This is a genomic window from Rhodococcus sp. I2R (assembly GCF_020889545.1).
In the GTDB taxonomy this organism is placed as follows: domain Bacteria; phylum Actinomycetota; class Actinomycetes; order Mycobacteriales; family Mycobacteriaceae; genus Rhodococcoides.
The window spans coordinates 1-21,338 of the sequence record NZ_JAHUTG010000032.1; the positions used below are offsets into that span (position 1 = coordinate 1).

The window sequence follows — 21,338 nt, forward strand, 5'->3', positions numbered from 1 at the left end:
CTCGGACTGAGGGACCTGCTGCACCTTGCCGAACATCTCACTGCTCGAAGCCTGATAGAACCGCACGCGTTTGCCGGAGGTGTCCTGATAGAAGCGGAGCGCCTCGAGCACGTTGAGCACACCGCCGCCGGTGACGTCGGTGGTCAACCGAGCGTTCTCCCACGAATATGCGACGAACGACACAGCGCCGAGGTTGTACACCTCGTCAGGTTGAGCGGCGGAGAACGCCCGCATCAGCGACGACAGGTCGAGCAAGTTGCCGGAAAGGATCTCCACGAACGGGTGACTCTGCTCGAGCAACGCCCGCTTTGGATTGTTCTGACCGCGCACAAGGCCGTACACCTTGTAGCCCTTGTCGTGCAGCAACTCGGACAGGTACAAACCGTCCTGACCGGTAATACCCGTGATCAACGCGCTTTTCATGTGGTCTCTACTTCCGTCGCGTCAGGTGGATGAACGTGCAAAGTCTGGACTCGAAACTGTGCATCCTCGAACCGGCTCGCGGCGAATCCGACCGGGTCGGGTTCGAATTATTGCAGAGTTCGGGTAGTTTGCAGTGCGTCGCTAAGGATGCTTCGACAGATGCAGAATGCCCGGTCGGCTGGAGTTCGACAAGTGTCGAGCTGAAAGGGTGCGGCGACCGCTGCGGATTTCTCGTCCTGCGAGGTTGCTGGGTCCCGAATTACTATTCACTCATTCGCGCACGAGGGGCGGAGCGCCGGACTTGCCTCGGCATGCCCGGCTATCGAACAGGAGACCGTGTAGGTGGACATTCGTGAGTACCTGGCAATCTGGCGCAGCCGATGGATTTCGATCGTTGCGACGCTGGTGATCGCGGTCGGAGGTGCCGCACTGATCAGTGCGTTCACCACGCCGCAATACGAGGGATCCTCGCAGCTGTTCGTCACCACCACCGGTGGTGCATCGGTGGCCGAGGCATATCAAGGAAATCTGTTCTCCACCGAACGCGTCACCTCGTACGCGTCCTTGGCTGCGGGCAAGCAGGTGGCCCAGCGAACAGTCGATTCGCTGGAAATCGACATGAGCGCGAGCGAACTGGTCGAAAAAGTGACCGCGACACCACAGCCCGAGTCGGTTCTGCTGGACATTTCGGTACTCGACCCCGATCCTGAACTCGCTCGCGATCTCGCGAATACCATTGCTGCGCAGACCAGCCAGCTCGTGTCCGAGCTGGAGACATCCGCGCGTGGCGGATCGCCAGCTGCGTCCGCCACGCTGGTGGAGCTGGCCGACACCCCCAGCTCCCCGGTCTCGCCGCAGTGGGTGCGCAACCTCGCTCTGGGCGCGGTTGCCGGTCTGCTGTTGGGACTCGTCGTATCGGTCCTGCAGGCTCGCCTGGACACGTCGGTGAAGGATGCGGAAAACCTCACCGACCAGGCAGGGGCGCCGACGGTCGGTGTGATTCCGCGAGAGAAGATCACCAAGGACACTCATCCGTTGTTGTTCGTGCCAGAGCGCCCGGCAGCGTCCGAGGCCTTCCGTGAGTTGCGGACCAATATGTCGTTCGTGGGAGCTACCAAAGAAGCACGAGTCCTGGTGTTCACCAGCCCGAAGGCGGCAACCGGAACCACCACCGTGGTGGCCAGCCTCGGCATCACGTTGGGTGAGATCGGACACAGTGTCATAGTGGTCGACGGCGATCTTCGTGCTCCGAGTTTGGCGGCTCACCTCGGCATGACCGATGACGTCGGCACCTCTTCCGTTCTCGCTGGGCACACACCTTTGGACGGTGCTGTCCAGGAGTCGTCGCATCCGGGCTTGTCTGTCCTTGCGTCCGGGCCGATCCCGCCCAACCCGAGTGAACTGCTCAGTACCGAGATTCTGGTCGACACCGTGAAAGAACTTCGCGCGACGTACGATTTCGTCCTGATCGACACCTCACCTGTTCTGCAGTTCAGCGACGCAGCTCTGCTGGCCAAGTCTGCCGATGGAGTTCTGCTGCTCGCGCGGTACGGAGGGACCAAACTGAACGACACAGCGAAAGCGGCCGAAAAGTTGCGCCTGGTCGGTGCCAACGTGCTTGGTTCTGTGCTCACAGCAGCAAGGATGAAGAGCAGTTCGTGACACTGACTTCGGGTATTCGTTGCCTCTGCGCAGTCGCTGCGGCAATGGCGCTGCTGGCCGGTTGTACTCAACCGGCCACGTCGTCTTCGACGCGAAATGCAGTGACGGTGACAACCAACGCCGCCGCGCGGCCTGCGCAGCCGACTGATAGCGCATCGAACGCACAGCTCGGAGGGACAGAACCCGGGGCGTTGCTCGCTGCCGAAGACTTCGACACCGTCGTTCCCCGCATCGCTGAAACCGGTGCCGAGGTCACGAAGATTCGCTATGTGTCGACATCCGGTGATGGGTCGCGCACAACCGAGGTGACCGGGACCGTATTCGTGCCCAGCGGCACCGCTCCCGAGGGCGGCTGGCCAGTGGTGTCCTACGGCCACGGCAACACCGGAATCAACTTCGACTGTGGCCCGTCGATGTATGACGATCTGCTCAACCAGTGGCTGCCCATCACCGCATTGCTGTTGAACGGATACTTGGTCGTGATGTCCGACTACGAGGGTCTCGGCGCCGGTGGTGTGACGGTGGCACACCCGTTTCTGGACTCGAACACTCTTGGGCACAACATGATCGATGCGGTTCGGGCGGCACGGAACCTGACGGACGCAGCGGGTTCGCGGTGGGCCGCTTTCGGGGGCTCCCTCGGAGGACTCGCAACCTGGGCGGCACACGATGTGGAACCACGCTACGGGCAGGGGCTCGAGTTGGTCGGCGCGGCGGCCTGGGTCCCGGTGGCCGACGTGTCCGACCTGCCGGCCAAGGCAACGGCGGGCGCACTCACCCAAGATCAGTTGCACCTGTACTTCCTGGCCATCATCGGCCTGAAAGCGACCAGCGCACCGGATTTGAACCTCGATGACTATATGCGCGGATCGGTGGCCGCCAACAAGGATCTGTTGGTGCTCTGCAACGGCCCGAGGGTGCCCGATGCGATCGAAGTGCTCGAGAACGCAGACCCTGCGGACATGGTTCCGGCGTCTCCGGCTGCCGAAGCCAGGATGACATCGCTGTTGAAGGAACGGGCTCTGGGGGATCACATGGCGGGCGCGCCGCTGCTGGTGATGTACGCCGATCAGGACAAGCTCGTCGATCAGGAGTGGACCGCTCGAGTGCTGTCCGAAGCATGTGAGGCCGGTGGATCCATCGAGTCCGAACTGCGTGTGGGAGAGGGGCACGGCACCATCGACGCATCGCGTGCGTTTCCTTGGATCGGCGCCCGTTTCGACGGTCAGCAAGCTGCCAATGATTGCCCGTCATCGTGAAGGGTGCACTCGTCCTGGTGACGCTGACTGCATTGGTTGTGGCCGGGTGTAGCTCGAACCCCAGCACCACCGCGCCGTCCCCACCGGGCCCGACATACGCGGATGGGGCACCGGGATCACTGGTCGACTCGTCGAGATTCTCGACGGCAGACATGCGGATCGGAAAGCTCGGCGGCGAGTCGCACCGCATCACGTATCGGTCCACATCGGGCGTCGACGGGTCCCCGACGGTCGTCACAGGGTCGGTGTTCACTCCACCGGGTCTCGCGCCCGAGGGCGGATGGAACATCGTCGCCTACGGGCACGGTACGACGGGAATGCTCGAAGACTGCGCGCCGTCGATGTACCCACACCTCATCGGCAACGCGGGCCCCGTGGCCGCATTGGTGAACAACGGCTACGTCGTGGTCATGCCGGACTATCAGGGGCTCGGCAGCGACGGCCCGCACCCGTACCTCGAGCCGCGTACCGTCGGCTTCAACATGATCGACTCTGTGCGCGCCACACGGGAGCTCGTTCCCGACACCAGTGCGCGGTGGGCTGCCTTCGGTGGTTCACAGGGTGGGCAAGCATCATGGGCGGCGAACGAATTGCAGCAGAGCTATGGAGCAGGGCTCGATCTCGTGGGTGCGGTGGCCTTGGCTCCGGCTGCGAATATGTCCGGTCTCGCGACCGACGCTTTCCTCCGGGCGTTGACCCCCGAACAACTCCCACTGATGCAGTTCGCGGTCAACAGTCTTGCCCAGGTGTATCCGGACATCGTGCTGAGCGACTATCTGCACGGGGACGTTCTGGCCAACAACGACGCGCTGCTGCAGTGCGCGGGAACCGCGTTGGAAACCCGAAACCAGCTAGCGGAATCCATCGTTGCCGATGACGTCGCGCCGTCCTCGCCGGAGTCGGCGCAAGTTCTCGCCGACCGCCTGACGCAATGGTCGCTGCCGCTTGCGCCCGGTGGGCCCGGAAACACAACCGGATCGGGGGTTGGGGCTTCACCGATGCTCGTGGTGCAGGGTGACGAGGACAACCTGGTGCGCTGGACGTGGACGCTCGACGCGGTGCGTCGCGCATGCGAGCGAGGCGACGTGATCGATTGGCGGCTGCGACCCGGTGAGGGGCACGGTGACCTCGACACGGTGGCGGCGTTCGCGTGGATGGCAGACCGGTTTGCAGCCGAGCCGGTCGCCGACTCGTGCACTTCGCTTGTTGGGCCCTCTGGCGCCGAAGCTTTGCCGGAAGCTACTTCCATGGATTCCACCGAGCCGGCCAATCCCGTTGATGCCGGGTTGGATTCGGAACCGAATGGTGAACTTTGATGCGTATGCCGATCCTGCCTCGCACGGCCACGTGGATCGCCGCAGTCGGAACGTGTGCGGCCCTGGTGGCAGGGTGCGCCTCGGCGCTGGAGCCGAAGGCCGTGCCCGAACCGCAGACGATCACCACGGCGGATTTCGCGACCGATGGGCCTGGCTCTTTGGTCGAGGCGATGACGATCCCCACCTTCGACCGTTCGGTCTCCAACTTGGGCGGCACCACAGCGAAAGTCCTGTATCGGTCGACGTCGGGTATCGACGGAACACCTACCGAGGTGTCGGGCGCGCTGTTCGTTCCCCCCGGTGACCCACCCCCCGGCGGTTGGCCGGTGATGGCATTTGCGCACGGAACCACCGGTATCCAGCAGGAGTGTGCACCGTCGGCTTCGAACGACTTGCTGGGTTCTGTTGGTTTGATCAAGAGTTACCTCGAACTCGGGTTTGCGGTGGCGGCGGCTGACTATCAGGGGCTCGGCACCGACGGCAATCATCCGTACCTCGACAATCGCACTGCCGGCCTCAACGTTATCGACTCGGTTCGGGCACTACGCAAGCTGTCACCATCTGTGTCCAACCGGTGGGCAGCGTTCGGTGGGTCCCAGGGCGGCGGGGCGACGTGGGCAGCGAATGAGCAAGCGGCCGGGTATGCGCCTGAACTCGAACTGGTCGGAACGGTCAGTCTCGTCCCCTCGGCGGACATGTCCGGAATTGTCCGAAAAGCGCTGGATGGCACGCTCACCGACGATCAGGCGGCAGCGTACATCTGGATGCTGATGGGACTTCAGAAGTCTTACCCTGATCTACGAATCGATGACTACATATCGGGTGTGGTCAGAGAGAACTGGGATGTCTTGGGTGCGTGTTCGGGGCCGGAGGGAAACCAGCGCGGAGAAATCCTGAGCCAGATGTCTGCCGACGATGTGGAGCCCGCGTCCTCCGAGGCCGCGTCGTTGTTGACCTCGCTGCTGGAGAGAACTGCACTGCCCATCGGTCCCGCCTCGGCACCGATGATGGTGATCTACGCCGGACGGGACAGCTTCATCGATACTCGGTGGACCGACGACGCCATCGCCGAAGGGTGTGCGCTCGGCAGCGTCATCGAAGCCGACTTTCAGCCGGACAAAGGCCACGGCGATGTCGACGGTGGAGCATCGGTGCAATGGCTGGGCGAGCGCTTCGGTGGTCAGCCCGCGCCCAACAACTGCTGAACCGCTAGTACATCAGTGGACGAAAGATCGGGTGGTAGTCGAGAGATGACCGCCGTACTCCGACATGCTTGGCGGGAACGCCCGCGACAATCTCCATGTCGGCAACGTCCTTCCTGACCAACGAGCACGCGCCGACAACTGCTCCCACGCCGAGTTCGACGCCTGCCAAGATGGTTGAGCGACTGGCAACCCACACGTGGTGCTTGATGTGAATCGGCGACAAGAACCGCCCGAAGTCGTCGGAATTGACCAGGTGGTGGCCGGCCACGATGTGCACATCGCTGGCCAGTACGACATCGTCGTCGATGGTGAGCTCGCCGCGGGCATCGAGTAGGCACCTGAAGCCGATAGAGCAGTTGTTGCCTACCGTCAGCTGCTGAATCCCGTGGACGCGGGTACCCATCATGATCGAGGTATTCTTCCCGATCTTCATTCCGAAAAACCTGAGCCAGCTCTGACGAATCGTGTGCGACGGTATGTGAGTTATCGCGAAATTAAATAGCCGTTCACCGATTTGTTCGCGGGCGTTGGTGGGGATCTGATCGGTAGTCCGCTTCGCCGGCGTCATTTCCGCGTGTTGCGCCGAGGGCTCGGTGCTCATTGAAATCCTGTTCGGTCGTCGTGCGCGTAGGTGCCTACTATATCCGAGCAGTTCGGCTGCGCACGGCGAGTGCGGGACGCATGGTCGGGAGCCCCGCGTGGTCGGAAAAACGGTATTTCTGTCGACCATTTGTTATGTAGGTTAACGCAGCAATAATCTTCAAGTCTGTTTTAGGGGGTTTTTCTCTACCCGTTTCATGTCACTAGGCGTTCTCATTGTTCAATCGACCACACGACATAGCAGAGTGCGAAATGTCGTGGATAATTTCCTCGCATGTGGCAAACGCGAAGGGGCTCGGTATGATCGGCAACAAGCTGAGAGTTCTGCACGTCACCGAAGCCTTCGGAGGTGGTGTGCGCAGTGCGATCATCCACTACATCACGGGGGCCGACCAGTTCGAGCACAGCCTGTTCGCCCGAGTGCGGGTTGGACACGAAACCCTCGATTTGCCAGCAGGAATCGATGTTCATCGGGTCGACGGAGGTCTGCGGGGGTTTTTCCTCGAGGCCAGGCGTGCCGTGCTGGATGGCAACTACGACATCGTTCATCTTCACTCGAGTTACGCGGGTGCACTGCGTGCCATGTTGCCGAGGGGGACGCGAGTTGTCTACTCTCCCCATTGCTATGTGATGGAAGCTGGTCATGGCGCAGTGAAGAAGCACGTATACCGCACCGTCGAAAAGACTTTGGCGCAGCGAGCGCAGGTCCTCGTGGCCGTGTCGCCGCACGAGGAGTCGATCGGTCTCGGACTTCGCTCGGACATGCCCTCGGAGGTGGTGGAGAACATCGTCATGCCGGTACCCGCCGTCGGTAGTGCAGCACCGCGCGTGGAGGGCAAGCCCGTCATTTCCATGATCGGCCGCATCATGGCGCAGAAGGACCCTGGCTTCTACGCTCGCGTTTGCTCGGAACTCGGATCGTCCCGGTATCGATTCGTGTGGATCGGCGACGGTGAAGCACACAGTCGGGCCGTTCTGGAGAGTGCGGGTGTCGAGGTCACGGGGTGGCTGCCGCCAACCGAAGTTCGCGAGCTACTTCGGATTTCGGACCTCTATGTGCATACCGCAGCGTGGGAGGGTGGCCCGTTGGCCACCCTGGAGGCCGCTGATGCCGGGTGCGCGGTGTTGGCCCGATCCATCCCGAGTATGGAATCGCTCGGCTACGCGCTCGCCGGGAGTCGGCCGCTCGATGTCGCTCAGGCAGTGGATCTGTTCTTCTCGGACACTCGGTACCAGGAGTCCGTCAGGCTGGCTACGAAAGCCATTGCCCAGGCGAGCACGATCGAACGGATGTCTCGGAGTCTGGACGCGGCCTACGGTCAGGCCATGAGCCTTCGCTAGCCCATCTTCGGCGAACTCACAGATCCAGTTCCGCCAGCCGAGCGTAGTACTTGTCCACGTTGCCGAGCTTGATGCCCTCATACCCGCGTACCAGCTGGGCCGCCTGTGCAGCGTCGACTGCGCGGTCGTAGTTGGATTCCGTCAGTGTGCTCGCGAGGTCCGCCATCAGCGTTCGATAGTGCTCGACCAGCTTGCGCTCGACGCGACGCACGTGCGCGTACCCGAACAGGTCCAGCGGAGTTCCTCGTAGAACACGTCCGCGCGCAAGTACTTTCAGTGGGACGCGCGACTTCGGTCCGAGCCCGATCTTCTTTTTGCGTCCCAGAGCTCGCAAAGTCGGCGGGTGCAGCTTGAACGTCAGTTTGCTTGCCCCGGGCACCTCGACACGTACGAGTTCGATGAACTGAGGGTCGGTGAGCATCCGCGCAACCTCGTACTCGTCCTTGTAGGCGGTGAGCTTGAACAACCCACGCGCGACGGCATCGGAGAATTCGGTCCGATCGGTAGCCGATCTCTCCGCACGCCAAATCTGCTCGACGGTGGACACATAGCGCTGCGCAAGCCGCAGGTTCTGGAATGCGATGAGCTCCCCCGCGCGTCTGCGAACAAGCTCGAGAACTTCACCTTGCAGGGGGGAGTACGTGAACATCGAGGCCGGAGCCTCCGTGTGCGTGGGAAAGACCTTCTGGGCGATGGCGTCGGCGAAATGGTCGGGATCGGCGACTGCCACCTGCCCCCACCGAAACGCAGCGATGTTGTCGGCGACTGCGACGCCGTTGATACCGATGCCCTCTTCGATCGCCCACCCCGGAATGGGAAGTCCACCAGCCTGATACGCGGCACCCACGAGCAGAAAGTTCGCCGCTTCGGTGCTGCCGAGTACGGCTTTGGCCGCTGTCATGGCGTCGATCGAAGTGAGGATCTTCGATGCAGATTCCAGGCGTTCCACCATTACCGACTCGTCAGGGTAGGCCACGGAGGCGTCGTACACCATGTCACCGGTCGGTGTCTTGGATGTCGATGCGGCTGTGACCGTTCGCCCGCGGTTACCGAAACCGACGTACTTGCTGTCTGCGGCGACCAACAGGTCGAAGGCAAGAATGCAGTCTGCGTTGCCAGGAGTGATGCGATTGGACGGCTCGACCATGGACGAGCTGATGCGCAGGTGCGAGGTGACCGGGCCAGCCTTCTGGCTGAGGCCCGTTTGGTCGAGGCCCTCCACATGGAGTCCCGCGCGCATGGCTGCGGTGGCCAACACCTGGTTGACGGTGACGATGCCGGTTCCGCCGACACCGGCGAGAAAGATATTGTGTGTGCCCACAATTGGGCCCAGGACGGGCGCTGGCACCTTGGGCGGTGTCATTCTCGCATTCTTCGGTTTCGACGGAACTACTGCATTGTCCGGGACTTCGACCGTCACGAACGACGGGCAGTCGCCATCGAGACAGGTGTAGTCGGTATTGCAGCTCGACTGGTCGATACGCGTCTTTCGGCCGAACTCGGTGTCGATCGGTTGTACGGAGAGGCAATTGCTCTTGACTCCGCAGTCTCCGCAGCCTTCGCACACGAGCTCGTTGATCACGACGCGGGTGCTGCGCGCGGGAATCTTGCCGCGTTTGCGTTGGCGTCGCGCATCGGCGGCGCAGCGTTGGTCGTAGATCAGAACTGTCACGCCTGCGATATCGCGCAGTTCCTTTTGTGCCTCGTCGAGTCGGTCTCGATGCAGGAGTTTGGTGCCGGGCGCAAGAGCGGACTTGGAATGCCGTTCGGGTTCGTCGGCGCAGATGATGATGCGTGCGACGCCCTCGGATGCAAGTTTGTGGGTCAGCGCCGGCACTTCGAGTCCGCCTTCGGCGTCCTGTGCGCCGGTCATGGCGACGGCCGAGTTGTAGAGGATCTTGTACGTGATGTTCACGCCCGCAGCGATGCACGCCTGGACGGCGAGCTGGCCGGAGTGAAAGAACGTTCCGTCCCCAACGTTTTGAAAGGTGTGCGGTACGTCGGCGAATTCGGCCTGGCCAATCCACTGCGCGCCTTCGCCGCCCATTTGGGTGAGGGCGTTCACTGCGCTGTCGGTCCGGCCGGACATGGTGACCAGGGTGTGGCAGCCGATACCGCCGCCTGCGATGGATCCCTCGGGTACAGCGGTGGATCTGTTGTGCGGGCACCCGCTGCAGAAGTAGGCGGTTCTCTTGGCTTCGAGCGGGGTGAGCGTCAGCGGCGGCGGAAGCGGTCGACGCAGGTCGACGAATGGCGATAGTGCTCTCCGGATGGGTTCGGCGAGGCGTGCTGCGGTGAGTTCACCGTCGATGGGGACGAGACGCGACCCGTCCGATGCCCTCTTGCCCTGAATCCTTGGGGAATCCGTGGCGCCGTAGAGGATTTCTCGTAGTTGGGATTCGAGGAACGGTACTTTGTCCTCGACGACGAGGATATCGGAAAGGCCGTCGGCAAACTCGTGCACGCGAGAAGCTGAGAGCGGGTAGATCATGCCGATTCGCAGTATGCGGATGCCGTTCTCGCGCAGGTCTTCATCGGACAGGCCAAGATCGACGAGCGCCTGCCTCATGGAGTCGTACGCACCTCCGGCGGCGATGATTCCGATCCGCGCGTTCGCCGGGGCAACCTCGACGGCATCGAGTGCGTTCGCTGCGGCGTAGGCCTCGACCATCGCCCAGCGTGGCCCGAGGAGGTCGGCTTCGGCCAGCACACTGTCCGGGGGTGCTTTGAAGAAACGTTGCGAGTACGTCCAAGGCTTGTCGTCCCATTCGACATCGGGGACCGTGATCTCGACGTCGCTCGTGCTCGAATCGATTGTCCAGAGGCCATCGGCGACGTCGGCGATAATTTTCAGGGCGACGAAGCACCCCGACGAGCGGGACAGGGCAATAGCGTGCAGTCCGAACTCCACCATTTCTGCGCCGTTGCGTGGGTAGAGGGTGGGGATGCTCATCGCTGCCAGCGAACGCTCGCTGACGCAGGGGATGGACGAGGATTTTGCGCCTGGATCGTCGCCCACGAGCATGAGCACGCCGCCTTCGGGGTGCGCTCCGTACATATTGCCGTGTCGAAGTGCATCGGTAGCGCGATCGAGGCCGGGGCCTTTGCCGTACCAAACGCCGACGACTGAATCATGCGTTCTGGTTCCGACCGGCAGTTCGATCTGGCTGCCCCACACCGAAGTGGCGGCTATTTCCTCGTTCAATCCCGGAACGAGTCGAATGTCGTAGTCACTGCGCAGGGTCGGTGTGCTCGCCAGAAGCCTGTCGAATCCGGCCAGCGGGCTGCCCTGGTAGCCAGAGACGAATGTGCCGGTACGGATGCCGTTCTTTGCATCCCGGACCTGTTGTTCGACAAGGAGACGAGCGATAGCTTGAACGCCGCTGACCAGAACCGGACCGGCTCCAGGGCGGTATCGGTCGCGGATGTCGTAGCCGACATCGTCGGAGACCGACTTGGCCTGCAGATGCACGTCAGCACGCTCGGTCTGTTCGGTCACGACTCTCCTACGTCTCTCACGTGTCGACACGGCGGCGACGGACTCACGGTAGGCCCAGGTGGAGTCGGCTGCAACTGGACGGAATGTGATTCTTTGCTGCGCAGCACTTCTCGATTCCGAAGCAAACTTCGAGTCTGTTTCGGGTGGTTCAGGCTTCGCTTTTCTGTTCCCGGCGTGGTCTATGGACAGGAATTGGGAGCCTCGAAGCCGTCGAATCGTTCGCGGACCCAAGGGACGGCGGGGGAACCGTCGAGGTCACCGTGGCCCTGCCCCACTCGTACCACACTCTCTATGGTGCCGCCGAGTGCGCAAGCCGCGGACGAGGCTTTGTCGAGCCATGCCACGTCGACGATGTCGTCCTCGGACGCGTATATCAGCAACAAAGGTCCGGACAAAGGTCGCGATGGCAGCGCAAGTTCAGATAGCCAACCAGCAAGGCGGTCGACGGCACCTTGGTCGATCGGTACCAGATCTTTGGGGTCGAGGTTGTCCAATACCTCTTGCGCACGGTCTGCGTCAGACCCGTAGCAGGCCTGGACCAGAACCCTGTTGTCGAATGCATCGCCGCGCATTTAATCGGTCAACTCGATATCGGGCTGCGTAGTTCGTTGCAGAGCGAGCACTTCCAGCATGTAAAGGTGTCTTTGCGCCGATGACATCGACATGTCCGACGCGGCGTAAGCGAGACCGGTCATGTCAGCTGCCGGCGACACGCTCACACTCCCGAGGAAGTTGAGGCCACGGCCATAATCGGTAGCCAATTCGTTGGCGGCCCATACAGCGGCGCCACCCAGAGATCCGCCGAAGGCGACCCATTTCGAGGACAACCCGTCGGACACGTTCCTGATCGCTCGGACGGAGTCGACGATGTTGTACCCGTAGCTTCGTGTATCGAGCATCGGAAACGGCGAACCGTCACCGAGGCCGACGTAGTCAGCCATTGTGACGGCGTAACCGTTCAGCAGAAATGCCCCGACGACGAGTGCGTTGCCCAGCAGGTTGGGATGGTTCGTCGGCGCGCATTCCTCGTATACGCCTGTGAAGCCGTGTCCCAACGCCAGAATTGGCCAACCGCCCTCGGGCGGAATGCCTGCGGGAATGAACACTGCACCGGCAACCGTGCGGGGGTCCGGCGAATTCGCGTCCCGAGAGAGGTAGTCGATCTTGAGCGCGGTCGCTCCGGTTTCGGTGATCTGAGGGTCCAGTTCGTCGAACTCGACTGCCCCGACCAAGGCACCCGGCTCGGTGCCTCCGAAAGTCGGGTTCAACGCTGGTGCAGGTGCCGGGATACCGGTTGCAGCGGGTGGCTGCATCGTGATGTCGACTCGGCTCACGTAGTTACTTTCGCTGTACGCGCACGAAGTCACCGTGAAGACGAGGGCTGCGAGGCCCACACTCGCAGCATGACGCAACCACATTCGACCGGTCATCGAAACCCTTCTCATTCGGCCCCCGCCGGCGAACAACGACCCTCGGGAGGATACTGTTCGAATGACGGATGCGCACCTTGGAAGTGAGTTCGGCTTTCACACCAATCGTGTCGCCCTGCGCCGTTCGGCGCAGTTCCGGTTGGGGCCGAGTTCAGCTGAGATTGTTGCTGTTGGTCGGCCGTCCCTGCGATGTGACTACCGTGCCTGACTTCTGGTCCTGCACGAGCGCCACTGTGGGGGCAGTCGTTGACGTACTCGATCACGGAACGCGCGGTGGAGCGTGGTCATCGATGCCGACAGCCAGTACGTACCTCCCTGCCGCAGCACTTCCAACAATGGGATGAGTGCCGACCACAGCGGTGTCTACGGCTCGCGGTGTGGGCGAGCGCGGTGCCTCGGCCGAGGCTAGGCGGAGTGTTTTCGTCTCCGGTGGTAGCTGGGGATGGGTCGACGTTCGGGGTCGGTTTCGGGGGGTGGGATGGAGTGCGGGTGCCCGTCCTCGCCCATGGCGAGTTGCCAGTCGGTGTTGTGGATGTCGCGGTGGCATTCGGTGCAGAGGAGGGCGAGGTTGTTGAGATCTGTTGCGCCGCCGTCGTTCCAGTAGGTGACGTGGTGGATTTGGCACCATTGGGCTGGTCGTCCGCACATCACGCAGCAGCGGTCGCGGATGATGACCGCTTGGCGTAGTGAGGTCGATGCGAGCCGGAAGCTGCGGCCGAGTGCGAGAGGCACGCCGTGGTGGTCCACGATCACCGGGGTGAGGTGGGCGTCGCAGGAGAGGTATTGGGCGAGGTGGCCGCTGATGGGCCCGGTCCAGTCCAGCCAGAACGGCCAGTCACCGTCACTCGGACCCGGTGGGGTGTTCCGCCGAGTTGCTGTGTGTCGGTGTGGGTGCTCGGCGTCGGCAGGTTTTTTCAGCAGGTCTGCAAGTGGGATGGTCAAGTTGACGTTGACTGCGCCGGATCCGGTGTCTGTTCGGGTGTGTAGGTAGCGCTCGAGGAGTTCGCTGAGCCCGTCGGCGTTGCGTCTGTCGGGTGTGCGGGGGTCGCGGGTGCCGTCGGGTGAGGGTGTGGGTGCGGTCAGCGGTGACAGGGCGGCTTTGAGTTTCTCGACGGTCAGTTTGTCGAGGTCTCCGTCGATTTTGCTGCGGCCGTTGGCCAGTGGGTAGATGCCGAGTCGGTTGAGTGCCCTGTTTTCGGACACCGGCAGCGGTGGTGGGCCGGGCGGCGGCACGGGTGTTTCCTCGTCGGACTTGCTGTTGGGCTTGCTGTGGGGTGGGTCCTCGGGGCGGGGGTTCTCGCGGCTGTCAGCGGCTTTGCGGCGTTGTTGTTCTTCGTGGCGTTGTCGTTCGGTTTCGTGGCGGGCTTTGGCGGCGTGGTGGGCGAGTTCTTGGCCGCGGTCGTGGACGTCTTTGGGGAGGGAGCGGGTGGCGACGTCGAGTAGTACCGCGGTGATGTCGGTCTGTTTTGGTTCGGTGAGGGTGGGGTCGGCGGTGAGGACGGTGGCGGTGGCGTCGGCGATGGCTTTGACGTGGAGGTAGTGGATGGTGCCGTCGGTGAGGGCTTCGGCGACGGTGGGGTTGTGTGTGAGCCATTTTCCGAGGGTCATCTGGTGGGCGATGTTTCCTTCGGGGAGGCGTACGGCTTTGGCGTACCAGCGTTTGATGGAGGAGTGGCCGAGTTGCAGTGCGAGTCCTCGTCGGTCTGCTTCGGTGAGCATTGCCAGTCGTGCTGCGGCGAGTTGTGTCTCGGTGGTGTGGATGTGCGCGAGTCCGGTCACGATGTCCTGGTCGGACAGCGTGTGGGCTGTGGTGAAGTCCCCCAACTTCTGCATGCCAGGGAAGGTACAACCGCCCACCGACAAGAACGGTCGGGTCCGTCTCGAACGGGTGATTCTCGAGATATCGAGACAACAGCGCATGGGTTGTAACAAATCATCACAAACCTGCGATTCTCTTGTTTGTGACTACAGATCCTTTCCGTGAGCCTCCTGCCGACCAATACGGATGGCCGCAGGAACCATACTGGGGCGAAGATCAAGAGCATCCGAAACCACGAACGCGGCGAACCGTACTGCGCAGTCTCGCGACCGTCCTGACTGCGCGTACTCACCGCTGACAATTCTGGTCGTTCGAACGCTAGAAGAGTTGATCCGCCCGTTGAATGACTGCGCTTCAGGAGCGCGCAGTAGAGTGCCGAACCCACACGTTGGGCTCGGTGTATGCGGCGGTTCTGTGTGCCAGATCGCAATGCACCGGTGAGAGGGCTCCCGGAACTTCGACCGGTCCGGATCGGTCGAACGGCAGTCCTGTCCAGTTTCGCCATTCGTCGAGCGTTCCGGTGCTACCGCAATTTCGAGGGCGCTGACGGTGTTCGGAGTCCGGCCGGTGAGCCGGGTGCTGATGCCGCGTTGAATTGCGCCGTCCCAGCCGTCGATCGGCAGCGCGTCGCCTTCAGCCAGGTGGAAGGGGATCGAAAACGCTTTCCCGACGACGTTTCCCGTCTCGTCCTGGCATACGAGTACGTAGGCTCCGAACAGTTCGAGGACGTCGGGTGTGTAGTACATCGTGGCGATGGGATCGCGCGTCATGAACCTCGGCCACGAGTCCGGCATGCTCCACAGGGCATCGGCGAGATCGGGTCGGTCGGCAAGTACGGAGACGGTGACGTCCATGGCTCCTATCGTCGCGTAGTGATCTCACGCCACTGATTCTGGGCGCAGCGGCCGACAGCAAGGTCCGCGGTACCTACACCTCGCTTGCTCGGTCGATGCCGAGGGTAGCGACGAGGTCTTCGTGGAGTTGGAACCACACGCGGTGGCAGGAGTCCCTGTCGGACTTGTCGATCCAGTCGCGTTCCCCGCTTCTGCCCTTGTGCAGCGCTGATGCGTACCGAGTCATGTAGCTGTCGAATCTCGCCAGAACAGCAGAAAGCCGCTCGGTCAGGGGTGCGAGTTCCTCACTCAGTGCCGTGAGTTCATCGAGGACGCGCCCGTCCCACTCACTGTCGGTGTGGTTGTTGGGAGCGAACGTGTCGGCTTCGGTTGGCTTGATCTGCCAACTGGTGACAGCGCGCAGCAGGCGAGCGTTGAGCGGGAGGAAGTCGCGGTAGAGCGCCGCCACCGTCCCGTCGGGGTCGGCCTCCACGCGTTCTGCCGCGAGTTGGCGCTCGTTCTCCACCTTGCCGGAATCGGTGAGTGACCAACCGTCGAGCTCAGCGAACGAGTCGTGCTGCACCCACCCCGCGCGCTCCGCCATAGTCAGCAGTCGCAATGCTTCGGCGTGACTCGTCCGAGCACGCTCGGCGACCGCTTCACTGTCTGCAAATCCCACGAGGCGTACCGTGTGCAGGACGAGTAGTTCCGGCGCGGACTGGCGCGTCATATCCGTTTGTCCTGCCTGGCGCTGAGCCGGTTCACATACTGCTGGCAGGCCTGTGGGGAGCGAAAACCCATCGCCTCAGCGATCTGTGCCCAGGTCAGCCCCTCGCTCCGGGCCGCGAAGAGTAGGCCGATCTCTACGCCCTCGACCTCCGCGCGAGCCGCCGGGAGCAGTGACAGCGCCCCCAGGAGTTCGTCGGGGGTCAGCTCGGATGAGCGCCACACCGCGTACTGCGTCAGGTCGACCGCCGAGGGCGGGGCGGGCGCAGGTCGCCACGGTCGAGGTTGCAGCTGGTCTGCGCCCTTGTCGAGAAGCTTGTCTTGGGCGTCGCGCTCACGCTGGGCCTGTGCATGGTCGGCGCTGCTGAGCCGTTCAGGTTCGTGCTTGCGTCCCATGACCGTCATCCTGCTATCGTCAACATAATGTTGTCAATATTTCGTTGATCGGACGGTGTGATGCTGACGCGACTTTCCGAGGCGACCCGGACTGACTCGGGTGGCAAAGCGGCAATGCTCGGTGCGCTGCTGCGCGAGGGACTGCCCGTGCCCGACGGTTTCGTCGTACCGACCGGCACCGAAATCGGGCGCTCTAGGCGCGATTCGGTCGCCCGCGAGCTCGGGCGGCTGGGCGACCCGGTGGTGGCGGTGCGGTCATCCGCTACGAACGAGGACACCGAGGATGCCTCGGCGGCAGGCCAATACGAGAGCATCATCGGCGTTCAGGGAGCCGACGATGTGTGCCAGGCGATCATGGTTTGTCGGGAGTCAGCCAGCGCTGCACGGGTCGGCGACTACTGGCGCCGGACGGGCGGCGCTTCGCGTGCCTCGGATATGGCAGTACTCGTTCAGCCGGTGATCGAGGCCGAGGTCTCAGGGGTGCTGTTCACACCACAGCAAATTGGCGAGCCGACCCGGATCGAAGCATCATGGGGTTTGGGACTGTCGGTGGTGGGCGGAACGGTCACCCCCGACACCTGCGAGGTCGCACCGGACGGAACCGTCGTATGTTCGGTCGGAAGCAAGCAAACTCGCATCGATCTGAACCACGAACTCGGCGGTATCGCTACCAGCACCGTCGCACCGGACCAGCAACATGCACGGGCCTTGGACGACGACGCGGTCGCGGTGCTGGCAGATCTGGGAGGACGGATAGCGAGGGTTCTCGGTGGGCCGCAGGACGTCGAATGGGCGGTCGCGGGCGGCGTCGTGTGGATTCTGCAAGCACGCCCCATTACTGCGGCACTTCCTGCCAGTACGTTCCCTGGCTCCTCCGGTCCGGCCGCGGCGCTGAGCGGCACTCCTGGCTCCCACGGGACAGTCACCGCGGCGGCACGTATTGTGCGCGGCCCCTCGGACTTTGGCGCCGTCCGCCGCGGCGACATCGTGGTCTGCCCCTACACCGGCCCGGCCTGGACGCCCCTGTTCAAGATCGCCTCCGGGGTTGTCACCGAGACCGGAGGCGCGCTCTCGCACGCTGCGATCGTTGCCCGTGAGTACGGCATCCCTGCTGTGCTCGGCGTCCCGGACGCTACTACCCGCGTCGACGACGGCGCCCTCATCGCAGTGGATGGAACAGCCGGCACCGTCACCATCCTCTGACAAAACCGCCGCATCCAAAGGGAAGGGAGAACAGGGGCATCGGAGTGGTGCTCCTGACATGCTCATGGCCACCAGGTATCTCTACATCGCACGCCACGGCGACGCCGACGCGTTCGGCAATCTCATCGACACTGGCCGCGAACAAGTCCGTCTACTCGGTCAACGCCTGGCGCACTTGCCGATTGACGCGGTCTGGCATTCTCCGCTACCCAGAGCTGCCGCCAGCGCTCGGGAACTCAACATCTTCATCACCGGCAGCGCCCATGTCAGCGAAGCGGCCGAGCTGATCGACCACGTGCCCTATGTGCCGACGCCGGAGGAAACCCCGCCCTCATGGGTGCCGTTCTTCGACGGTTACGACACCGAAGAAGCTGCAGCGGGTCACAGGATCGCGCAAAACCTGATCGCGAGGTTCGCCACTGCACCCGAGGGCGACGACGATGCACACGAGGTACTCATCACCCACGCCTATCCGATCGCATGGCTCATCCGGCACGCATTGGACGCCCCGGCGGCGCGGTGGCTCGGGCTCAACAGTGCCAACGCCGCATTGACCGTGATCGAGAACCGGCCGGAGCTGCCACCGAGCATCGTCATGTTCAACGACATGAGCCACCTCCGCGCCGATCTGCAGTGGACGGGATTCCCGAAGACGCTGTGCCCCTGAATTCAACTGGACGTCAGAGAAATTCGAGTGACGTCCACGGCTTTCGTCGCGGACCGATCAGGCTGCCAGAACCCCGACCGCGTTCTCGGAGCTACGCAGAATCCCACGCCATCGCTGCCAGTTCGCATCCAATGCGTCCGCGGTTTCGCGGTCGACTGCAGTGCGGACGAGAATCTCGAGCGCCCGGGAGGCGTGGATCAGACCGACCTCCTGGCGGTAAGCCAGGGCAGCGAGCTCGGTGCGTGCACGTTCCGGTGGCGAACTTCGGTACTTCAACCGGTGGATGTCCCTGCGAGCTACGTACACCTCGATCGGCTCGGTGTCAGCTCTCGTGCTCACCGAATCGCAACACGACTTTGCTCGACCGGGAGGCATCTTTCGCCAATTCGAATGCGGCAAGCGAGTTTTCGGCGGTGTTTTCGGCGGTGATGACGGCTTCGACGTCGAGCGAACCGTCGGCGAGCGCGGTGATCACCTCGTCCATCTCGTCGTTGAAGCGGAACGACCCGACGAGTTCGAGTTCTCGGGTGATGGCCAGTGACATCGGCACCGGCTGATCTCCGGTGGGTAGCAGCCCCACCATCACCACGCGGCCTCCACGGGCCGTGCCGGCGATGGCCGAGGCTAATCCGCGGTGATTGCCGGAGCATTCGAGAGTCAGGTCCGCCTCCACAGCTGTGATCGCGTCGGCGTCCCGTGCGTCGATCGTCCGAGTGGCACCCAGTTTTCGGGCGATACCGAGGGAATAGTCTTCCAGGTCGACGGCGACGATATCGGCCGCGCCGTTGCGTTTGGCGACGGCAACGATGAGGGCGCCGATCGGACCGGTGCCGATCACCAAGACAGTCTTGCCCGCGACGTCGCCCGCCCTTGACACGGCGTGCCAGGCAACGCTGGCGGGTTCGGCCAGCGATGCCAGCCTGAGGTCGAGACCCTCGGGCAACGGTCGGAGCATGCGGGTGGGAATTGCGAGTTGCCCGACGAACAATCCGTCGTTGTGTGGGGTCTGAGCGGCGCTGCCCATGTAGCGGCAACCGGGCGACAGGTTCGGTCGGTCCGTGGGGTACTTCGCGCCGGTTCCACCCGGTGTAGCCGGGTGGATTGCGACGGCCGTACCGACCGCGGGGCCGCTACCGTCGGATGCGGCGACGACAACGGTGCCGGACGCTTCGTGCCCCAACCGCATCGGAGCCTTCAGAACCGATTCTCCTGCCGCCCCGTGCTGCCAGTAGTGCAGGTCCGATCCGCAGATGCCGCCGTATGCAATCGCGACGAGCGCTTCGTCGGTGCGGGCTGGTGCGACCGGACCGCTTTCGATTCGAATGTCGTTCGCACCGTGCACTACTACAGCCTGGGACGCCTTCATCGTGAGACTCCTTCCATTGCGGCCAAAAGATCAAGTTCGTCTCGTCTGGGCATGCCTTCCCAGTCGCCCGTGACGGTGCAGGCGAATGCACCCACCCGGACTGCCACTTCGAGTCGCTCGGCCACCGAACGACCGGCTAGTCGTTCCGCCAGATACCCGGCGACGAATCCGTCGCCGGCGCCGACGGAGTCCACGACGGTCACCGGCACGGCGGCCCTGTCGACACAGCGGCCGTCGACGCGGGCCAATGCACCGTGCTGACCGAGCTTGATAACTGCCTCGTCGGGGCCGAGCGCGCACAATCGTTCGGCCAGTTCCGCGGGGCTCCCGTCCGGAACGACGACAGCGGCTTCGTCCGCACCCGCGAAGACAATATCCGCGCGTTCGATGATTTGTCTGTACACAGGCGCCGCTTGTTCTTTCGTCCACAACGATTTGCGATAGTTCAGGTCGAAGGACACCGTTATCCCCCGCTCGCGCGCCAGCTCGACGTAGTGCAGCGTCGCTTTCGAAGCGGACTCCGAGAGGGCAGGGGTGATACCCGTGACGTGCAACAGTGAGGTGTTGTCCCACGCTCGGTCCGGCACATCGCCGATTCCGAAACGCGAACCCGCACTACCGGATCGGTAGTACCAGACTCGGGTGGCGGAAGCGGTTCTTCGCTCCTTGACCATCAGCCCGGTGGCCGCCTGGTCGTCGCGGACGGCGTGGACGTCGAGTCGCTCGGCGCGCAGTTCCCGCTCGACGCGGTCGCCGAGGCTGTCTACCCCGACGCGTCCCACCCAGGTCACGTCCACTCCCAGGCGTGCGAGGGCAACAGCGAAGTTCGACTCCGACCCGCCGATGCCGAGCTCCATGGTTGCGGTGTGTGCAAGCGGGCCGGTGCCGACGGCACTGGCGAGTGCCATGGTTTCACCGAAGGTCAACACCGTCATCGTGGCTGTCTTCCGTTGTGTACTGCTTCGACGAACCGGGCGCAACGGTGGGCGAGGGATGTCGGGTCTCCTCCGCGTAGTGCGTCCCCCAGCAGCGGGCTCCCTATGCTCACTCCGGTCGCGCCTGCTCGAATCCACGCCTCTGCTTCGGTGAGGCCCAGTCCGCCGGACGGGACCACTTGGATATCGGGGAACGGTCCGCGAAGGCCGGCCAGGTAGTCAGGACCGACCAGCGACGCGGGGAAGACCTTGACCGCAGTCGCGCCTGCATTCCATCCACGCAGGAGTTCGGTCGGCGTGAGGCCGCCCGGGTAGATCGGTACTCCAGCATCCACCGCTGCGGCAATGACCTCGAGGTCGGTGACCGGAGTGACTATGAAGTCGGCGCCGATCGAGAGCACACGGCGGACTTGTTCGACCGTGGTCACCGTTCCCACTCCGATTTTTGCACCGCTGGGCGCGGTATTTCGGAGCGTCTCGAGGCGGTCCATCGTGCCGGGTGTGCTGAGCGTCAGTTCGATGCCGCTGATCCCGTTCTCGGCGAGAATCCGGACGACCGGGTCGTATCTGTCGGCATCGTCGGCACGCAGCACGGCGATGATGTCGGGTGTGACAGCCGTTGTCGTGGAGCGATCGGATCTCTGCATGAGTGTCATTG

General features: G+C 63.2%; 20 protein-coding genes. 7 read left to right on the forward strand and 13 right to left on the reverse strand.

The genetic code is table 11. The features are described from left to right. Window positions 1-423 (reverse strand): GDP-mannose 4,6-dehydratase (locus KVY23_RS22680; protein WP_230558281.1); only part of this gene is annotated, 423 nt, incomplete at its 3' end. A 342-nt stretch (window positions 424-765) separates the two neighbouring features. On the opposite strand from KVY23_RS22680, the gene KVY23_RS22685 reads away from it, so the two are divergent. The 4 genes from KVY23_RS22685 to KVY23_RS22700 all read left to right on the forward strand — a co-directional run bounded on the left by KVY23_RS22685 (window position 766) and on the right by KVY23_RS22700 (window position 5,865). After that, complete coding sequence (locus KVY23_RS22685; RefSeq protein WP_230558282.1) at window positions 766-2,085, forward strand: polysaccharide biosynthesis tyrosine autokinase; 1,320 nt, start codon at window positions 766-768, stop codon at window positions 2,083-2,085. Between the two features lie 107 nt (window positions 2,086-2,192). Continuing rightward, on the forward strand, window positions 2,193-3,344 hold the full coding sequence (locus KVY23_RS22690; RefSeq protein WP_230558283.1) for a lipase family protein: 1,152 nt from the start codon (window positions 2,193-2,195) through the stop codon (window positions 3,342-3,344). Continuing rightward, window positions 3,341-4,660 (forward strand): lipase family protein, encoded by a 1,320-nt coding sequence (locus KVY23_RS22695; protein ID WP_230558284.1) that lies wholly within the window; start codon window positions 3,341-3,343, stop codon window positions 4,658-4,660. The genes KVY23_RS22690 and KVY23_RS22695 overlap by 4 nt, the downstream gene beginning before the upstream one ends. Further along, window positions 4,660-5,865, forward strand: coding sequence for a lipase family protein (locus KVY23_RS22700; protein ID WP_230558285.1), 1,206 nt, complete (start codon window positions 4,660-4,662; stop codon window positions 5,863-5,865). The genes KVY23_RS22695 and KVY23_RS22700 overlap by 1 nt, the downstream gene beginning before the upstream one ends. Before the next feature lie 4 nt (window positions 5,866-5,869). Here KVY23_RS22700 and KVY23_RS22705 read toward each other — a convergent pair whose 3' ends face one another. Further along, entirely contained in the window at window positions 5,870-6,298 is a 429-nt protein-coding gene (locus tag KVY23_RS22705; RefSeq protein WP_230558286.1) for an acyltransferase, read from the reverse strand. A 467-nt stretch (window positions 6,299-6,765) separates the two neighbouring features. Between KVY23_RS22705 and KVY23_RS22710 the strand changes: the two genes are divergently transcribed. Next, window positions 6,766-7,806, forward strand: a complete 1,041-nt coding sequence (locus tag KVY23_RS22710) for a glycosyltransferase (protein WP_230558287.1) — start codon at window positions 6,766-6,768, stop codon at window positions 7,804-7,806. A gap of 16 nt (window positions 7,807-7,822) precedes the next feature. On the opposite strand, the gene KVY23_RS22715 is transcribed toward KVY23_RS22710, so the two are convergent. From KVY23_RS22715 to KVY23_RS22745, 7 genes are all read right to left on the reverse strand, one after another. Next, a complete protein-coding gene (locus KVY23_RS22715; protein ID WP_230558314.1) occupies window positions 7,823-11,278 on the reverse strand; it encodes an indolepyruvate ferredoxin oxidoreductase family protein in 3,456 nt (1,151 codons plus the stop codon). 206 nt (window positions 11,279-11,484) lie between these two features. Beyond that, complete coding sequence (locus tag KVY23_RS22720) at window positions 11,485-11,877, reverse strand: hypothetical protein (RefSeq protein ID WP_230558288.1); 393 nt, start codon at window positions 11,875-11,877, stop codon at window positions 11,485-11,487. Then, on the reverse strand, window positions 11,878-12,735 hold the full coding sequence (locus KVY23_RS22725) for a lipase family protein (RefSeq protein WP_206511567.1): 858 nt from the start codon (window positions 12,733-12,735) through the stop codon (window positions 11,878-11,880). A gap of 405 nt (window positions 12,736-13,140) precedes the next feature. Further along, window positions 13,141-14,568, reverse strand: a complete 1,428-nt coding sequence (locus KVY23_RS22730) for an HNH endonuclease signature motif containing protein (RefSeq protein ID WP_230558289.1) — start codon at window positions 14,566-14,568, stop codon at window positions 13,141-13,143. Between the two features lie 132 nt (window positions 14,569-14,700). Then, a complete protein-coding gene (locus tag KVY23_RS22735) occupies window positions 14,701-15,408 on the reverse strand; it encodes a hypothetical protein (protein ID WP_230558290.1) in 708 nt (235 codons plus the stop codon). Between the two features lie 73 nt (window positions 15,409-15,481). After that, window positions 15,482-16,117, reverse strand: coding sequence for a hypothetical protein (locus KVY23_RS22740; protein WP_230558291.1), 636 nt, complete (start codon window positions 16,115-16,117; stop codon window positions 15,482-15,484). Beyond that, window positions 16,114-16,509: a hypothetical protein gene (locus tag KVY23_RS22745; RefSeq protein WP_230558292.1), complete on the reverse strand. Its 396-nt coding sequence runs from the start codon at window positions 16,507-16,509 to the stop codon at window positions 16,114-16,116. Before KVY23_RS22745 ends, KVY23_RS22740 begins: the two co-directional genes overlap by 4 nt. Before the next feature lie 60 nt (window positions 16,510-16,569). Between KVY23_RS22745 and KVY23_RS22750 the strand changes: the two genes are divergently transcribed. Together KVY23_RS22750 and KVY23_RS22755 are read left to right on the forward strand one after the other, a co-directional pair. Further along, complete coding sequence (locus tag KVY23_RS22750) at window positions 16,570-17,712, forward strand: PEP/pyruvate-binding domain-containing protein (protein ID WP_230558293.1); 1,143 nt, start codon at window positions 16,570-16,572, stop codon at window positions 17,710-17,712. A 58-nt stretch (window positions 17,713-17,770) separates the two neighbouring features. Continuing rightward, the gene (locus KVY23_RS22755) at window positions 17,771-18,379 is read left to right on the forward strand and encodes a histidine phosphatase family protein (protein ID WP_230558294.1); all 609 of its coding nucleotides are present in this window, start codon (window positions 17,771-17,773) and stop codon (window positions 18,377-18,379) included. Window positions 18,380-18,436: 57 nt separating this feature from the next. Here KVY23_RS22755 and KVY23_RS22760 read toward each other — a convergent pair whose 3' ends face one another. From KVY23_RS22760 to KVY23_RS22775, 4 genes are read right to left on the reverse strand one after another with little or no spacing between them, the layout of a single operon-like run. Continuing rightward, on the reverse strand, window positions 18,437-18,718 hold the full coding sequence (locus KVY23_RS22760; RefSeq protein ID WP_230558295.1) for a hypothetical protein: 282 nt from the start codon (window positions 18,716-18,718) through the stop codon (window positions 18,437-18,439). Next, window positions 18,702-19,745, reverse strand: coding sequence for an L-idonate 5-dehydrogenase (locus KVY23_RS22765; RefSeq protein WP_230558296.1), 1,044 nt, complete (start codon window positions 19,743-19,745; stop codon window positions 18,702-18,704). Before KVY23_RS22765 ends, KVY23_RS22760 begins: the two co-directional genes overlap by 17 nt. Further along, the gene (locus tag KVY23_RS22770) at window positions 19,742-20,680 is read right to left on the reverse strand and encodes a sugar kinase (RefSeq protein WP_230558297.1); all 939 of its coding nucleotides are present in this window, start codon (window positions 20,678-20,680) and stop codon (window positions 19,742-19,744) included. Before KVY23_RS22770 ends, KVY23_RS22765 begins: the two co-directional genes overlap by 4 nt. Further along, window positions 20,677-21,336, reverse strand: coding sequence for a bifunctional 4-hydroxy-2-oxoglutarate aldolase/2-dehydro-3-deoxy-phosphogluconate aldolase (locus KVY23_RS22775; RefSeq protein ID WP_230558298.1), 660 nt, complete (start codon window positions 21,334-21,336; stop codon window positions 20,677-20,679). The genes KVY23_RS22770 and KVY23_RS22775 overlap by 4 nt, the downstream gene beginning before the upstream one ends. Window positions 21,337-21,338: the final 2 nt, after the last annotated feature.

Excerpts from the sequence above, each read along its gene's own strand:
- KVY23_RS22750 (WP_230558293.1), top strand. The coding sequence starts at position 16,570 with ATGCTGACGCGACTTTCCGAGGCGACCCGGACTGACTCGGGTGGCAAA.
- KVY23_RS22735 (WP_230558290.1), bottom strand. The coding sequence starts at position 15,408 with ATGGACGTCACCGTCTCCGTACTTGCCGACCGACCCGATCTCGCCGAT.
- KVY23_RS22775 (WP_230558298.1), bottom strand. The coding sequence starts at position 21,336 with ATGACACTCATGCAGAGATCCGATCGCTCCACGACAACGGCTGTCACA.
- KVY23_RS22765 (WP_230558296.1), bottom strand. The coding sequence starts at position 19,745 with ATGAAGGCGTCCCAGGCTGTAGTAGTGCACGGTGCGAACGACATTCGA.
- KVY23_RS22740 (WP_230558291.1), bottom strand. The coding sequence starts at position 16,117 with ATGACGCGCCAGTCCGCGCCGGAACTACTCGTCCTGCACACGGTACGC.
- KVY23_RS22720 (WP_230558288.1), bottom strand. The coding sequence starts at position 11,877 with ATGCGCGGCGATGCATTCGACAACAGGGTTCTGGTCCAGGCCTGCTAC.
- KVY23_RS22730 (WP_230558289.1), bottom strand. The coding sequence starts at position 14,568 with ATGCAGAAGTTGGGGGACTTCACCACAGCCCACACGCTGTCCGACCAG.
- KVY23_RS22755 (WP_230558294.1), top strand. The coding sequence starts at position 17,771 with ATGCTCATGGCCACCAGGTATCTCTACATCGCACGCCACGGCGACGCC.
- KVY23_RS22700 (WP_230558285.1), top strand. The coding sequence starts at position 4,660 with ATGCGTATGCCGATCCTGCCTCGCACGGCCACGTGGATCGCCGCAGTC.
- KVY23_RS22710 (WP_230558287.1), top strand. The coding sequence starts at position 6,766 with ATGATCGGCAACAAGCTGAGAGTTCTGCACGTCACCGAAGCCTTCGGA.
- KVY23_RS22770 (WP_230558297.1), bottom strand. The coding sequence starts at position 20,680 with ATGACGGTGTTGACCTTCGGTGAAACCATGGCACTCGCCAGTGCCGTC.
- KVY23_RS22725 (WP_206511567.1), bottom strand. The coding sequence starts at position 12,735 with ATGACCGGTCGAATGTGGTTGCGTCATGCTGCGAGTGTGGGCCTCGCA.
- KVY23_RS22705 (WP_230558286.1), bottom strand. The coding sequence starts at position 6,298 with ATGAAGATCGGGAAGAATACCTCGATCATGATGGGTACCCGCGTCCAC.
- KVY23_RS22745 (WP_230558292.1), bottom strand. The coding sequence starts at position 16,509 with ATGGGACGCAAGCACGAACCTGAACGGCTCAGCAGCGCCGACCATGCA.